15 protein-coding genes are annotated in these 13,439 nt (G+C 71.2%); 4 read left to right on the top strand and 11 right to left on the bottom strand.

All coding sequences use genetic code 11. The features are described from left to right. Positions 1-18: 18 nt before the first annotated feature. Both urtA and OH804_RS09745 read right to left on the bottom strand, forming a co-directional pair. Entirely contained in the window at positions 19-1,263 is a 1,245-nt protein-coding gene (urtA, locus tag OH804_RS09750) for an urea ABC transporter substrate-binding protein (protein WP_406064468.1), read from the bottom strand. A gap of 419 nt (positions 1,264-1,682) precedes the next feature. Next, on the bottom strand, positions 1,683-2,765 hold the full coding sequence (locus OH804_RS09745; protein ID WP_196926391.1) for a substrate-binding domain-containing protein: 1,083 nt from the start codon (positions 2,763-2,765) through the stop codon (positions 1,683-1,685). 96 nt (positions 2,766-2,861) lie between these two features. Here OH804_RS09745 and OH804_RS09740 point away from each other — a divergent pair, with 96 nt between their 5' ends. Beyond that, positions 2,862-3,365 (top strand): MarR family winged helix-turn-helix transcriptional regulator, encoded by a 504-nt coding sequence (locus OH804_RS09740; protein ID WP_406064465.1) that lies wholly within the window; start codon positions 2,862-2,864, stop codon positions 3,363-3,365. 257 nt (positions 3,366-3,622) lie between these two features. On the opposite strand, the gene OH804_RS09735 is transcribed toward OH804_RS09740, so the two are convergent. The 6 genes from OH804_RS09735 to OH804_RS09710 are packed head-to-tail and all read right to left on the bottom strand — an operon-like array spanning position 3,623 to position 8,167. Then, the gene (locus OH804_RS09735) at positions 3,623-4,339 is read right to left on the bottom strand and encodes an urease accessory protein UreD (RefSeq protein WP_406064463.1); all 717 of its coding nucleotides are present in this window, start codon (positions 4,337-4,339) and stop codon (positions 3,623-3,625) included. After that, entirely contained in the window at positions 4,339-5,124 is a 786-nt protein-coding gene (gene ureG, locus OH804_RS09730; protein ID WP_406064461.1) for an urease accessory protein UreG, read from the bottom strand. The genes OH804_RS09735 and ureG overlap by 1 nt, the downstream gene beginning before the upstream one ends. Further along, the gene (locus OH804_RS09725) at positions 5,114-5,821 is read right to left on the bottom strand and encodes an urease accessory protein UreF (RefSeq protein WP_406064459.1); all 708 of its coding nucleotides are present in this window, start codon (positions 5,819-5,821) and stop codon (positions 5,114-5,116) included. The genes ureG and OH804_RS09725 overlap by 11 nt, the downstream gene beginning before the upstream one ends. After that, on the bottom strand, positions 5,821-7,524 hold the full coding sequence (locus OH804_RS09720) for an urease subunit alpha (protein ID WP_406064457.1): 1,704 nt from the start codon (positions 7,522-7,524) through the stop codon (positions 5,821-5,823). Before OH804_RS09720 ends, OH804_RS09725 begins: the two co-directional genes overlap by 1 nt. After that, positions 7,521-7,868, bottom strand: coding sequence for an urease subunit beta (locus tag OH804_RS09715; protein WP_406064455.1), 348 nt, complete (start codon positions 7,866-7,868; stop codon positions 7,521-7,523). Before OH804_RS09715 ends, OH804_RS09720 begins: the two co-directional genes overlap by 4 nt. Next, positions 7,865-8,167 (bottom strand): urease subunit gamma, encoded by a 303-nt coding sequence (locus OH804_RS09710; RefSeq protein WP_030491505.1) that lies wholly within the window; start codon positions 8,165-8,167, stop codon positions 7,865-7,867. Before OH804_RS09710 ends, OH804_RS09715 begins: the two co-directional genes overlap by 4 nt. Before the next feature lie 302 nt (positions 8,168-8,469). Between OH804_RS09710 and OH804_RS09705 the strand changes: the two genes are divergently transcribed. Further along, complete coding sequence (locus OH804_RS09705) at positions 8,470-8,874, top strand: hypothetical protein (RefSeq protein WP_406064453.1); 405 nt, start codon at positions 8,470-8,472, stop codon at positions 8,872-8,874. 93 nt (positions 8,875-8,967) lie between these two features. Further along, complete coding sequence (locus OH804_RS09700; RefSeq protein WP_196923427.1) at positions 8,968-9,984, top strand: methyltransferase; 1,017 nt, start codon at positions 8,968-8,970, stop codon at positions 9,982-9,984. 89 nt (positions 9,985-10,073) lie between these two features. Here the strand turns inward: OH804_RS09700 and OH804_RS09695 are convergent, their stop codons facing one another. Next, a complete protein-coding gene (locus OH804_RS09695; protein ID WP_196923428.1) occupies positions 10,074-10,925 on the bottom strand; it encodes an alpha/beta fold hydrolase in 852 nt (283 codons plus the stop codon). A 141-nt stretch (positions 10,926-11,066) separates the two neighbouring features. Between OH804_RS09695 and OH804_RS09690 the strand changes: the two genes are divergently transcribed. Further along, positions 11,067-11,933, top strand: a complete 867-nt coding sequence (locus OH804_RS09690) for a metallophosphoesterase family protein (RefSeq protein ID WP_406064451.1) — start codon at positions 11,067-11,069, stop codon at positions 11,931-11,933. Here the strand turns inward: OH804_RS09690 and OH804_RS09685 are convergent. Beyond that, a complete protein-coding gene (locus OH804_RS09685) occupies positions 11,923-13,236 on the bottom strand; it encodes a helix-turn-helix domain-containing protein (RefSeq protein ID WP_406064449.1) in 1,314 nt (437 codons plus the stop codon). The two genes, OH804_RS09690 and OH804_RS09685, sit on opposite strands and share 11 nt — an antisense overlap. Beyond that, positions 13,223-13,384, bottom strand: a complete 162-nt coding sequence (locus tag OH804_RS09680) for a hypothetical protein (RefSeq protein WP_406064447.1) — start codon at positions 13,382-13,384, stop codon at positions 13,223-13,225. The genes OH804_RS09685 and OH804_RS09680 overlap by 14 nt, the downstream gene beginning before the upstream one ends. Between the last annotated feature and the right edge of the window lie 55 nt (positions 13,385-13,439).

Below are 13,439 nucleotides of genomic sequence, written 5' to 3'. Positions count from 1 at the left end.
CCGCCCGGGCCGGCGTCGTCAGCTCAGGCCGCTCGCCCACGGGTAGGTCTTGAGGTACGGGTCCGGCGCGACCGGCTTGCCGGAGTTCCACACCTCGGTGATCAGACCGTCCGCGCCGATCTTGCCGATCCGGGCGGTCTTGGCGATGTGCTGGGTCTTGCCGTCGACGGTGACCAGACCCTCCGGCGCGTCGAAGGTGATCCCGTCCGAGGCGGCGCGGACCTTCTCCACGTCGAAGGCGCCGGCCTTCTCGACCATCGCCTTCCACAGGTGGACGCCCACATAGGCGGCCTCCATCGGATCGCTGGTCGGCTTGTCCGCGCCGTACTTCGCCTTGTACGCGGCCACGAACTTCGAGTTCGCCGCACCCGGGGTGGTCTGGTAGTAGTTCCAGGCCGTCAGTTGGCCCTCCAGGTACTGGGTGCCGATGCCCTTGACCTCTTCCTCGGCGATCGACACCGACACCACAGGCATCGCGGCGGCGGTCAGGCCCGCGGACTTGTACTCCTTGAAGAAGGCCACGTTGCTGTCACCGTTGAGCGTGTTGAAAACCGCGTCCGCGCCGGAGGATTTGACCTTGTTGACGATGGTGCCGAACTCGGTGGACCCGAGGGGCGCGTAATCCTCACCCAGCACCGTCATCCCGTTCGCGGTCGCGTACGCCTTGATGATTTTGTTGGCGGTACGGGGAAAGACGTAGTCACTGCCGACCAGATAGACCGACTTCGCGCCCTGCGACTTGAGATAGTCGAGCCCGGGAACGATCTGCTGGTTGGTCGTCGCTCCCGTGTAGAAGATGTAGGGCGACTGCTCCAGACCCTCGTACTGCACCGGGTAGAACAGCAACGCCTTGTTCTTCTCGAACACCGGCTTGACCGCCTTGCGGCTGGCCGACGTCCAACAACCGAAGACGGCGGCCACCCGGTCCTCGGAAATGAGCTTCTCGGCCTTCTCCGCGAACGTGGGCCAGTCCGAGGCGCCGTCCTCACCGACCGGCTGGATCTTCTTGCCGAGCACGCCGCCAGCCGCGTTGATCTCTTCGATGGCAAGCATGATGGAGTCGCGGACGGTGACCTCGCTGATCGCCATGGTCCCGGAGAGCGAGTTGAGCAGGCCCACCTTGACGGTGTCGCCGGAGACGTCGGCGGTGACGCCGGTCGCGCCACCCTCGTCGGTGGTCTTGCTGCCGCACGCGGTCATCGCGGCCGCGGCGACCAGGGTCATGGCACCCGCCAGGATGCGGCGGCCCCGGAATAATGACATCTACTCTCCCTGCGGTGCACTCAAGTGGCGAAAGGACGGTCGGTGCGGTCCGATGGAGCTGACGTGGGCGATGCCAGGGTCGACGGGTGGACGCCGCGCAGGGCACCGGATCGGATATGGGCAGGGAAAGCGTCGACCGGCATGATTGCGCGGGTGTTTCCCGGTCCTTAATTGACTGTTTCCGAGGGGCCGCCGCGGCGCGCACGAAAAACGGCCGACACCGTTGGGAGGAAACGGTGTCGGCCGTCCGGAGAGACGCAAGATAAGTGCCACCACAATGGTCGACGGAGAAACCCGTCGACGGTGGGCACGCAATGGTGAGATCCGGCCCCGTGGCCAGATACTTCACACAGGAAGCATCTTAGGACGGGATCGGGTGGCGCTGTCAAGGGTCGGATGGGCCGACTGCCGTGCCCGGTTCAGAGCTGCGCGAGCACCGTGAAGTCGAGTCCGTCGGCCTCGGCCAGGTAGATGCGCTGACGGACGTGCCGCTGACGCAGCCGCAACCGGCCACGTGGCCCGTGGTAGGCGACCGTGTCGGCGGCCGTCTCGATGGCCCGTACGTCGAGGGTGCGGGCCTGGCCGATCAGCGCGGCGAGCAGCATCACGCCCTCGTAGCAGGACTCCCCCAGGCTGCCCAGTGGCGGTGCCTCCACCCCGAAGCGGCGTGCGAACTCGCCGTGGAAGTCGAGGTTCTCCTGAGTGACGAGCCCGGCGAAGAAACCGGCCGTGCTGTACAACCTCCGGGTCGCGCCGGCGCCGCTGGCCAGCAGCATGTTCTCGTCCATCAGGGTGCTCAGCCGCAGGCAGCGCTGGTCCAGACCGGATCGGGCGAACGCGCGGTTGAACCGCACCGCGTCGGCACCGACCAGCAGCATCAACACCGCGTCCGCGTCACTGTGCTCGATGCGGCGCAACACCTCGGTGAAGTCGTGCGCGTCCAACGGCAGGAAGTGTCGGCCCACCACCTGCCCACCGCCGCGTAGCGCGTACCGCTGGGCCGCCCGCGACGTCCGGCGCGGCCACACGTAGTCGTTGCCCACCACGAACCAGCGACGCACGCCCTGCTCCCCGGCGAGCAGCCGCATCGCGGGCCACAGTTGGGCATCCGGCGTCTCGCTGGTCAGGAAGACCCCTTCGGTGCGTTCACCACCCTCGTAGAGTGCGGTGTAGACGTAGGGCACCCGGTGCGCGACGCGGGGCGCCAACGCCTGCCGCACCGAGGAGATGTGCCACCCCGTCACCCCCTGCACGGCCCCCACCGACACCAACGCCTCGACCTCGGCGGCCACCTCGGCCGGCGGTGCGCCACCGTCGACCGGCACCAGCCGCACCTCCCGGCCCAACACCCCACCGCACCGATTGATCTCCTCCACCGCGAGCTGCGCGCACAGCTCACAGGTGGGGCCGAACATGCCGGCCGGCCCGCGCATCGGGTAGACCAGCGCGATGCTGACCACGGCACGGTCGACGGTCAGCCACGGCGGTGCCGGCGCGGACATGAGCACATGATTGCCCGGCCCACGACGGAAGACCAGCGCTCACCACTGGCCGGGACGACTCGCTACGATGACAGGGCCACCGGACCAGGGAGTTTCATGTCAGACGTGCCCGGGGCGCCAGCTGACCTGCTGCGCTCGCTCACCCGCGCCGAACGGCTGCTCTCCCGCCGGTTGGGCGCCGTTCTGGCCGAGGACGAGCTGAGCATCGAGGCATGGCGGGTGCTCTGCCTGCTCGCCGACGGCCAGGGTCACCCGATGAGCGAGGTGTCCACCGAGGCGTCGCTGCCGCCGGGCACCCTCACCAAGCTGGTCGACCAGCTCGTCGACCGCAACCTCGTCTTCCGGCGCATCGATCCGATCGACCGCCGACGCATCCGGGCGTACCTGACCGCTCGGGGCCGCCGCGAGCACGCCCGCCTGGACGAGCGGGTTCGGGCCAGCATCGCCGAACTGGGCATCACGGAGATGGGCGTCGCGGAGACCAGCGAGCCGGGCATGCCCCCGGCCGCCAACCTCGTACGCCAGCTCGACGACCTGATCGGCCGCCTCGACCCGGCCCGGCAACGAGTGCACGCCGACGCGGCCGGCCCACACCGCTGACCCCTTCCCCCTCCCCGCTCCGGGCTCCGGGCTCCGGGCTCCGGGCTCCGGGCTCCGGGCTTGCGGGGCAATCGGCAGGGCCTTGAGCGCGGCTCGACCTCCCACCCCACACGGCAGAGAGCGTGATGTCTGTGAGTCATCACGATGACTCACAGACATCACGCTCTCGAGAGAATCCGCCAGGCACCGTCGTGCTCTGCACCAACCTGGCCTCGGGAAGACCCGGCAGGACCGGCACGCGGCCCGGTAGTGGCTCCTTAGACCGTTAGGTGGGCGCGCAGGGTGTGCGCGTCGGGGGCGGTGGCGGTCCACAGTGTCGCCGGGCCGCCGGCCAACGGCAGCCGGGCGACACTGCCCTCGGCCGTCGGAGGTTCGGCGGGTTGCGACGGGTCGACCACCAGCAGCGATCCGGTGGCCGCGGCACCGTCGAGCACCGCCGGACCGGCCCAGCCCGGCGCGTGCGGTCCCACCGCGAGGGACTGACGCAGCAATGGTCGACCCGCGTAGTCGACCTGGGTGTGCACGACGGCGCCGCCGGGCGCCTCGCCGTACCGGCCGCAGATCAGCTCGTCGCGCCAACGCACTGTCGCACCGGCGGCCAACTCGATCCGGGACTCGGCGAGGTGCGCGCAGCCGGCCGCCGCGACCAACTGTTCCGGAAGCCAGTGCAAGGTGGCGCCGGCGTGCACCACCGCCCGCACCGCCATCCGGGAGACGGCGCCCGCGCGACCCGGCAGGGCGATCGACGCCGCGACACTGTGCACCCGGACCGCCGCGCCGGGCCCGACCTCGATCTCCAGGCGCAGGTCGTCTCCGGCAAGCGGCCCGGCTGCCCCGCCGACGAGGTGCACAGTGGCGACACCCCCGTCGGTCGGGGTCTGGCGCAGCAGCAACGGCGTTTCGCCGTGCAGCTCGACCAGTGCCGTGCCACCCCGACCGTCGGCCCGGGCGACCAGCCGGGCGAGCGCTCGCATCAGACCGGACCGACCGGGACGGCCAGCGGGTGCACTGCGGCGTGGTGGGCCAACTCGTGCCGGATCCAGTCGGCGACCGACGTCGCCGTGGGGTCTCCCACGATGGACAGGAAAAGGGTCGGGAGGTCGCCGCGCCGGGCTCTCGCGTCACGATCCATGACGGAGAGGTCGGCACCCACCATCGGCGCCAGGTCGGTCTTGTTGATCACGAGGAGGTCGGCGGCGGTCACCCCCGGCCCGCCCTTGCGGGGCACCTTGTCCCCGCCCGCCACGTCGACCACGAAGATCTGCCGGTCGACCAGCCCTCTACTGAAGGTCGCGGTCAGGTTGTCCCCACCGCTCTCCACGAGGACGAGGTCCAACGGGCCGACCGCCTCGGCCAGTTCGTCGACGGCGTCCAGGTTGGCGCCGATGTCGTCGCGGATCGCGGTGTGCGGGCAGCAACCGGTTTCCACCGCGCGGATCCGGGCCGGGTCCAGCACTCCGGCCCGCCGGAGGAAGTCGGCGTCCTCGGTCGTGTAGATGTCGTTGGTCACCACACCGAGCCGCAGTTCGTCGGCGAAGGCACGGCAGAGCGCGGCCACCAGGGCGGTCTTGCCGGAACCGACCGGGCCGCCGATGCCGACCCGCAGGGCACGTCCGGCACGCGCCAACGGCGGATGGGGGTCCACCCCCGGCTCCGGGTGGGTGTGCGGAACGGGCTCGTCGTGGGGTGGGGTGGCCGGCGGCGGCGTGGTCGGTTCGACGGCGGGCACAGCGCTCGGCACAACGGTGTCAGGACGCAAAGAGACGCACCTCCCAGGTGGCATGGATTTCGGCATGGATGTCGGCGAGTGGAGCGGCGGCGGCCGGTAGCCGCTCCGGTGGGTCGTCGGCCGCCCGCGCCGCGTCGGCGGCCGTGCCGTCGCAGGCGTCGGCCAGGCCGACCAGCAGGGCCTGGACCTGGTACGGGTCGAGGCCGAGCAGACGTACTCCGGCGCTGGCCGCCCCGGTCAGCGTCCCGTACGCGGCGATCGTGGCGGTTTCGACGCGGGACAACCCGGCCGCCGCGCAGAGCAGCCCGAGCACCAGCGGCTGGTGTGCGCCACCGGGCGTCGCGGGCAGGTCGGCGAACGGGGCGTTCGGCCAGATGGCCCGGCCGGCACGCAGCAGCGCCCGGCCCTGTCGGCGCGAGACCGCCCGTAACGCCGGGGCGGCGGTACGGGCGTCCAGCTCCGCGTCGAGCCGAGCCAGCGCCGCCGACCGTCGGGCCGACCGGGCCGGGCCGGCGGTCTCGGCCACCGCCGCCCGGTGTGCGGCCGCCGCGAACGCCGCGCCGACCAGACCGGCGGTGGCCAACCGTCCGGCCAGGAACGCCTCCAACGAGGCCAGGTCGGTGACCCGGCCGGCGGCGACGGCCGCCTCCAAACCACCGGAGTGCGCGTGCGCCCCGGCCGGGAAGCGCCCGTCGGCCAACAACAACAGCAGGCTCGGCGTCGCCATCAGAACAGGAAGTACCGCTGGGCCATCGGCAGCCGGGTCACCGGGTCAGGCTCCACCACCTGCCCGTTGATCCGCACCGTGAAGGTGTCCGGGTCCACCTCGATGCGCGGCATCGCGTTGTTCTCGGGCAGGTCTGCCTTGCCCCGCGACCGCACGTCGCTCACCGGCACCACCTGTCGCCGCACGTCCAGGCGGAGCCCGGCGTCCAGGGCCGCCGGCGCCACGAAGGCCAGGCTGGTGGCGGCCGCCGCCGCGCCGTACGCCCCGAACATGGGCCGGGGCAGCATCGGCTGCGGTGTTGGGATCGAGGCGTTGGCGTCGCCCATCTGGGCGTACGCGATCATGCCGCCCTTGATGACCAGGAGCGGTCGTACGCCGAAGAACGCCGGGTCCCAGAGCACCAGGTCGGCGAGCTTGCCCGGCTCGACCGAGCCGATCTCGCGTTCCAGCCCGTTGGCCATCGCCGCGCAGATGGTGTACTTCGCCACGTACCGCCGGGCCCGGTGGTTGTCGGCGGGCCCGTCACCCGGCAGCGCGCCGACCCGGTCCTTCATCACGTGGGCGCTCTGCCAGGTCCGCATGATCACCTCGCCGACCCGACCCATCGCCTGGGCGTCCGAACCGATGATGGAGATCGCACCGAGGTCGTGCAACAGGTCCTCGGCGGCCATCGTGGACGGTCGGATCCGGCTCTCGGCGAAGGCCAGGTCCTCGGGCACTGACGGGTTGAGGTGGTGGCAGACCATCAACATGTCCAGGTGCTCGGCCAGGGTGTTGGCGGTGTACGGCCGGGTCGGGTTGGTCGACGACGGCAACACGTTCGGTTCGCTGGCCACGGTGATGATGTCCGGTGCGTGCCCGCCACCGGCGCCCTCGGTGTGGTACGAGTGGATCGACCGTCCACCGATCGCCCGCAGGGTGTCGGCGACGAACCCGGCTTCGTTGAGCGTGTCGGTGTGGATCGACACCTGGACCCCGGACGCGTCAGCCACCCGCAGGCAGGCGTCGATCGCCGCCGGTGTGGTGCCCCAGTCCTCGTGCAGCTTGAAACCGCCCGCACCAGCCCGCAACTGTTCCCACAGCGCCTCGGTGGAGACGGTGTTGCCCTTGCCGAGCAGCAGCACGTTGACCGGCATCGTGTCCAGCGCCTCGTGCATCCGGGCCAGGTGCCAGGCGTTCGGGGTGACAGTTGTCGCGCGGGTCCCCTCGGCCGGCCCGGTGCCGCCGCCGACCATCGTGGTGATGCCACTGGCCAGCGCCTCGGTGACGATCTCCGGGCAGATGAAGTGCACGTGGGTGTCGACCGCGCCGGCGGTGAGGATCCGCCCGTTGCCGGCGATCACCTCGGTCGACGGGCCGATGACCAGGTCGGGGTGGACACCGGGCATGGTGTCCGGGTTGCCGGCCCGGCCGAGCGCCACGATGCGCCCGTCGCGCAGCCCCACGTCGGCCTTGACCACACCCCAGTGGTCGAGCACGACCGCGCCGGTGATGACGGTGTCCAGTGCCCCCTCAGCGCGGGTGGCACGAGACTGCCCCATCGACTCGCGGATCACCTTGCCGCCGCCGAAGACCGCCTCGTCGCCGCCCACGCAGTGGTCGGTCTCCACCTCGATCAGCAGGTTGGTGTCGGCCAGCCGGATCCGGTCACCGGTCGTCGGCCCGTACAGGTCGATGTAGCGGTCCCGCCGCACGGCGCTCACCGCGGCGACCCGTCGGCCGTGGGCGGGTGCGGCGGCGGGTCCAACGGTCCGGCGCACTCTCCGCGCAGGCCCGGCACGATCCGTGCCCCGCCGAGCGGTACGAGGTCGATGCTGCGGTTGATGCCCGGTTCGAAGCGGACCGAGGTGCCCGCCGGAACGGCGAGCCGCTGCCCCCAGGCGGCGCCCCTGTCGAACGACAGCGCCGGGTTGGCCTCGGCGAAGTGGTAGTGCGAGCCGACCTGCACCGGGCGGTCGGCGGTGTTGACCACGAGCACTGTGGTCACCGGGCGGCCCACGTTGATCTGAACCGGATCGGCCGCCGGCAGGATCTCCCCGGGGATCACGGGATCGGGTGGTGCACCGTCACCAGCTTGGTGCCGTCCGGGAACGTTGCCTCCACCTGCACCTCCCTCAGCAGCTCGGGGATGCCGTCCTGGACGTCGTCACGACCGAGCACCGCCCGGCCGGCGGACATCAGGTCGACCACCGACCGGCCGTCGCGGGCCCCTTCGAGGAGGAACGCGGTGAGCACCGCCACGGCTTCGGGGTAGTTGAGGCGCAGGCCGCGTTCGCGGCGGGCGCGGGCGACATCGGCCGCGACGTGGATGAGCAGGCGGTCCTGCTCGTGCGGGCTGAGGAACACGGGGCTCTCCCGGTGGGGTCGGCGTGCCCTGCTCGCCGGCGGCTCCGCACGGGAGCCGCGCCGGGCATCAGCGCCCGGGGACGAGCTGGGAGTCACACGACCGCCGGGTCACCGCCGACGGGGCGACCCGGGACTCCACCATCCCGGCCCGCACGACGGGCAACCGGCGGTGTCGGGTCGGATGCGGACCGCACCGCCCACCGCTGAGCAGACCGTAGAGGATCACCACCGACCGAGGCAACAGTCCGTCAGGGATGCCGGTGCGTATTTCCGTGCGGCGGCGGGCAGGGCATGATCGCCGGATGACGGCGACGAGGGGTACCCGCGCACTGCTCGGTGTTCTGTTTTTGGCGGCGGCCACGGTCGGGGTGTGGATCCTCTGGTTGGGCTGGGACACCGAGTACACGGTCGACGCGCAGACCGGCGCGAGCAGCGGCCCGTACGAGGCGTGGCAGGTGATCGGCTGCGTGTTGACGCTCGTGGTGCTGGCCGCGCTCGCCGGGACGCGGCTCAGCCCGTGGCTGGTGGCGCCGGTGATGACCGTGGCGTTCACGGCAGCCTGGTCGTGGCGGGCCGCGTCGACCGACGACAGCGGGTTGTGGGTGGTCGGGGGAATTCTGGTGCTGGTCGGGATGGCGGCCGGCAGCACGGTGGTGAGCCTCGCGGGGCGGCGGATCGGCCGACGGATGGCTGGCCCAACCGCCTGACGCCCGGGGTGCTGCTGGCCGCCGGGTTGGTGACGTTACTGCGGGCGTGGACCGCCCATCGTGGACGGAGCCGAATTGTGATCTCATGACGGCATGATCACTCCGACTCCCCTCATGCGCCTGGTGGCCGGTGTGTGGGGGTTCAAGACCCTCGCGGTCGGCGTCGAACTCGGCCTGTTCACCCGGCTCGCCGGCGGGCGGACGATGACAGTGGAGCAGGCAGCCGCCGAGTTCGGGCTGCCCGACCGACCCGCGGACCTGCTGCTGGCCGCCAGTGCCTCGCTCGGCCTGCTGGAGAAGGCCGGCGACGGTTACCGCAACTCCGAGTTGGCTGAGCAGTTCCTGGTCGAGGGTCGCCCGTACTACTTCGGCGCGCAGGTCCGCTACTCGGACCTGCGCACCTACCTGCCCTGGCACCGCATCGGCGAGGCCCTGCGCACGGATCGACCGTTGACCTGGGATCCGGAGGCCCAACAGTCGATGTTCGACACCGCCGACCCGGAGATGCTGGCGCAGTTCTGGGACGCGATGTTCTCCACGTCCAGCTTCACGGCCAGCGCGCTGGCCGACGCGTACGACTTCTCCGCGCACCGCCGGTTGCTCGACGTGGGCGGCGGTGCGGGCGCGTTCCCGATCGAGTTCTGCCGCCGTCTGCCCGAGCTGCGGGCGACGGTCCTGGATCTGCCGCATGTCTGCGTGCGGGCCCGGGAGCGGATCGCGGAGGCCGGCCTGACCGGGCGGATCGACGCCGTGGCCGGTGACTTCCTCGCCGACCCGGCGCTGCCGGACGGGCACGACGTCATCCTGCTCAGCATGATCCTGCACGACTGGGACGAGCCGACGAACCGGGCGTTGCTGGCGCGGTGCCACGCGGCGTTGCCGCCCGGCGGTGCGATCGTCGTCTGCGAGCTGCTGCTCAACGACGAACGCACCGGGCCGCCGGAGGCGGCGCTGATGGGGATGAACATGCTTGTGGAGACCGAGGGCGGCCGGAACTACTCGGGCGCCGAGTACGCGGCGTGGCTCACCGACGCCGGCTTCGTCGACGTGCGTACCGTGCCGTTCGACGCGCCGGGTGCCAACGGCGCGGTGGTGGCCCGCCGACCCTGACCGACGACGACACCCGGCCCCGGTGCGAACCGTGGGCCGGGTGTCGCGGCGCCTTACGGCGCGGGCGTCCGATCGGCTACCGGTACGGGTCAGGCGCGCGCCTTGGCCGGCTGCTTCATGAAGTCCATGATCGCCTTGTTGACCTCGTCGGCGTGGGTCCACGGGATGCCGTGCGGCGCGCCCTTGAGCGTGATGAGATTGGCGGTCGGCATCATCGGTGCGAGCCGCTGACCGGTCACCGGATACGGCAGCACCCGGTCCTGGTCACCCTGCACGATCAACACCGGAATGTTGATCTTCGGCAGGTCCGGGCGGAAGTCTTCCTGCCAGGCGTCCACGCTGTCGTGGGTGGCCTTGCCGGAGGCCATCGCGCCGATCTGCCAGTGCGCGCGGTACGCCTCCTCGCTGACCCGCTTGCCCATGTTCTGGTCCGGGTTGAAGAACGCGTCGCAGAAGGACGTCAGGTAGGCGAAGCGGTCCTTGATGATGGCGTCCTGGAAGCCCTTGAAGAGGCTCCGGTCGACACCCTCCGGGTTGTCGCTCGCCTTGGCCAACATCGGTTGCAGCGGGCTGAGCAGCACGGCCCGACTGACCCGCTGTGAGCCGTAGTTGCCCAGGTAACGGACCACCTCGCCGGTGCCCATCGAGTGACCGACCAGGGTCACCTCGTTCAGGTCCAGCTCGGTCATCAACACGTCCAGGTCCGCCGCGAACGTGTTGTAGTCGTACCCGAAGGCCGGCTGGGCGGAGTTACCGTTACCGCGCCGATCGTAGGTGATCGTCCGGTATCCGGCGTTCTGCAGCGCCCGTGTCTCCTTCTCCCAGGTCGCGCCGTTGAACGGGAAGCCGTGGATCAGCACCACCGGCTTACCGGAACCGTGGTCCTCGTAGTACAGGTCGATGGGCGCGGAGTTTTCCGTCCCCACGGTGATGAAAGGCATGTTTGTCTCCTGCTCCGGTCTCGGGCTGTCGGACGCCCCGCGCTTTCCCGTCGGGTCGACGGATATGCGGGCCGTCAGAGCGGCCCGAACGGCAGGCCGCAGAGGTTCCGTGACGCCCCCGTGCCGTCCTAACCTCGGGGGGTGAAACTTCCGCCCCGATTGCGGGCCGTCAGCGACCTGCACGTCGGGCACCCGCAGAACCGCGCGTTCGTGCAGGAACTGCACCCGGACAACGAGGGCGACTGGCTGCTCGTCGCCGGGGACGTCGCCGACCGGTTCGCCGACATCGAGTGGGCGCTCGGGCTCCTGAGCAGCCGGTTCGCACGGGTCGTCTGGGCACCGGGCAACCACGAGCTGTGGACGCCACCGCGCGACCCGGTCACGCTGCGCGGCGAGGAGCGCTACCGCGAGCTGGTGCGGATGTGCCGGCGGTTGGGGGTGCTCACCCCGGAAGACCCGTACCCGGTGTGGGACGGCGACGGCGGCCCGGCCACCATCGCGCCGCTCTTCGTGCTCTACGACTACACGTTCCGGGTGCCGGAGGCGCGCAGCCAGGAGGAGTCACTGGCCCTGGCGTACGCCGCCGGGGTGGTGTGCACCGACGAGGCGCTGCTGCACCCCGACCCGTACCCCAGCCGGGAGGCGTGGTGCGCGGCCCGGGTCGCCGAGACCGAACGCCGGCTGGCCGAACGCGACAGGGCGCTGCCGACGGTGCTTGTCAACCACTACCCGCTGGTGCGGGAACCCACCGACGTCCTGCGGTACCCGGTCTTCGCCCAGTGGTGCGGCACGGTCCGCACCAGCGACTGGCACCTGCGCTTCGACGCCGCCACAGTGGTCTACGGGCACCTGCACATCCCCCGCACCACGTTCCACGACGGGGTGCGTTTCGAGGAGGTCTCCCTCGGCTACCCCCGCGAGTGGCAGCCCCGAGGGCCGGTACCCGACCCGGTGCGCACCATCAATCCGGCAGACGACGTGCGTCGGCGCTCGTCCGTCAGCGGGTAAGCCCGACCACGGTGGCCAGTCGCGCCACACCGGCCGGCGCCGGCCGCGTGCGGGCAACATCGGCGATCACGCTACGCGCCAGAGGCCGACACCGAACCTCAGCCGGCGCGGTGCTGTCCGCGTCGACAAGCGCACGGGCCGCCCCGCGCAGGTCACCCACCTGGAGGTACGCCCGAGCGGCGTCGACCAGGTAAGCGCCCCGGTACTCGGCCGGCAGTCGCCGCCACCCCTCCCGCCGCACGACTGTCGAGTGCCTTCGTAGGGCCTCGACGGCGTCACCCCGTTGCGCCGCCACCAGAACCCGAGTCAACTCCACGGCGATCGGCCCGAAGCTGGTGCGGTGCGGATCGTCGTACCCTCTCAGGTTGGCAGCGACGCCCGCGGCCCGGTCGGTCAGCTCATCGGCGCGGCGGTGCTCGCCGCACCCAGCGGCGGCAAGGGCGGCCTGAAGCAGCAGCGTCCCGCCCACCGCCCACTCCCCCGGCGATCGCTGTCGCGCGGGCGCACCCTCGCCCTCGCCCTCGCCCTCGCCCTCGCCCTCGCCCTCGCCCTCGCCCTCGCCCTCGCCCTCGCCCTCGCCCTCGCCTCGTTGATCATGAGGTTGACGGGCGGTTTGATCTCCACGAGGCCCGCCAACCTCATGATCAATCCCGTGAAAGGGGGTCGGGAGGATGCGGTTCGCGGCGGTTAGGGCCGCTGTTAGGGCCAGGCGGTCGCGGTTTGAGGCGCGGAGCGCCTGGGCTACTGAGATGGCGGCCGTTGCCGCCAGGATCGGGTCGTCGGCGGCGGACATCGCTCGGTCGGCGGCCAGCCAGCCGAGATCGGCCTCGCCGAGCTTCACCAGCAGCGCCGAGGTGATCCGGTACGCCTGCACCAACAGCTCTGGTGTCTGCGTGCCCTGGACGGTGTCGAGCAGACCCGGCAGGACTCGCACCAACTGCCCGTAGTGCGCGTGCTGGTAGCTCAGCCAGGCGTACCCGATCTGCTTCCTTAGATCGTCCGTCTGCCTTGGGGCTAGTGGGGTGTCGTAGCGGGCGAATGCAGCCCGGATGTCGCCTACCCCGTCCGGCGTGCCCGCCGGGGTGGTGCGCTGTTGGCCGAGCAGGACCTCAGGGTCGACCCGCAGGACGTGGGCCAGCTCCTGGATCACCGAGTACCGGTCCAGGGCGCGCACGCCCCGCTCCACCTTGTCCACCCAGCTCTTCGACCTGCGCAGCCGATCTGCCAGCATCTGCTGCGTCATCGACCGCCGCACCCGCCACCGCGCAACTCGGCGGCCGATCGGGACGTCATCGCTGGTCACGCCGCCACCGCCGGTCCGGGATCGCACGAGTCGTGTCCTCCAGCGGCACGCGCTCCGCCTCGGCCTGCGCCAGAAGGCGCTGCTTGGCAGCCTCCCGCTCGACCGCGTCGCACTGCTCGCCTTTGCTCGTCGGCTCGTCGCCGTGCATTCCCACCTCCGTCAGTCGGCGCGCGACGCTAGGACATCGCCGGCACCCAGGACTC

The organism is Micromonospora sp. NBC_00860, from assembly GCF_045207375.1.
GTDB classification, from domain to species: Bacteria; Actinomycetota; Actinomycetes; order Mycobacteriales; family Micromonosporaceae; genus Micromonospora; species Micromonospora vinacea.
This window is presented reverse-complemented; position numbering and strand designations above follow the sequence as displayed.

Bases quoted from the DNA above. Each gene is read 5' to 3' on its own strand.
- OH804_RS09725 (WP_406064459.1), bottom strand. From the start codon at position 5,821: ATGGCGACGCCGAGCCTGCTGTTGTTGTTGGCCGACGGGCGCTTCCCG.
- OH804_RS09705 (WP_406064453.1), top strand. From the start codon at position 8,470: ATGACGGCGACGAGGGGTACCCGCGCACTGCTCGGTGTTCTGTTTTTG.
- OH804_RS09700 (WP_196923427.1), top strand. From the start codon at position 8,968: ATGATCACTCCGACTCCCCTCATGCGCCTGGTGGCCGGTGTGTGGGGG.
- OH804_RS09695 (WP_196923428.1), bottom strand. From the start codon at position 10,925: ATGCCTTTCATCACCGTGGGGACGGAAAACTCCGCGCCCATCGACCTG.
- OH804_RS09740 (WP_406064465.1), top strand. From the start codon at position 2,862: ATGTCAGACGTGCCCGGGGCGCCAGCTGACCTGCTGCGCTCGCTCACC.
- OH804_RS09680 (WP_406064447.1), bottom strand. From the start codon at position 13,384: ATGCACGGCGACGAGCCGACGAGCAAAGGCGAGCAGTGCGACGCGGTC.
- OH804_RS09745 (WP_196926391.1), bottom strand. From the start codon at position 2,765: ATGTCCGCGCCGGCACCGCCGTGGCTGACCGTCGACCGTGCCGTGGTC.
- urtA (WP_406064468.1), bottom strand. From the start codon at position 1,263: ATGTCATTATTCCGGGGCCGCCGCATCCTGGCGGGTGCCATGACCCTG.
- OH804_RS09735 (WP_406064463.1), bottom strand. From the start codon at position 4,339: ATGCGAGCGCTCGCCCGGCTGGTCGCCCGGGCCGACGGTCGGGGTGGC.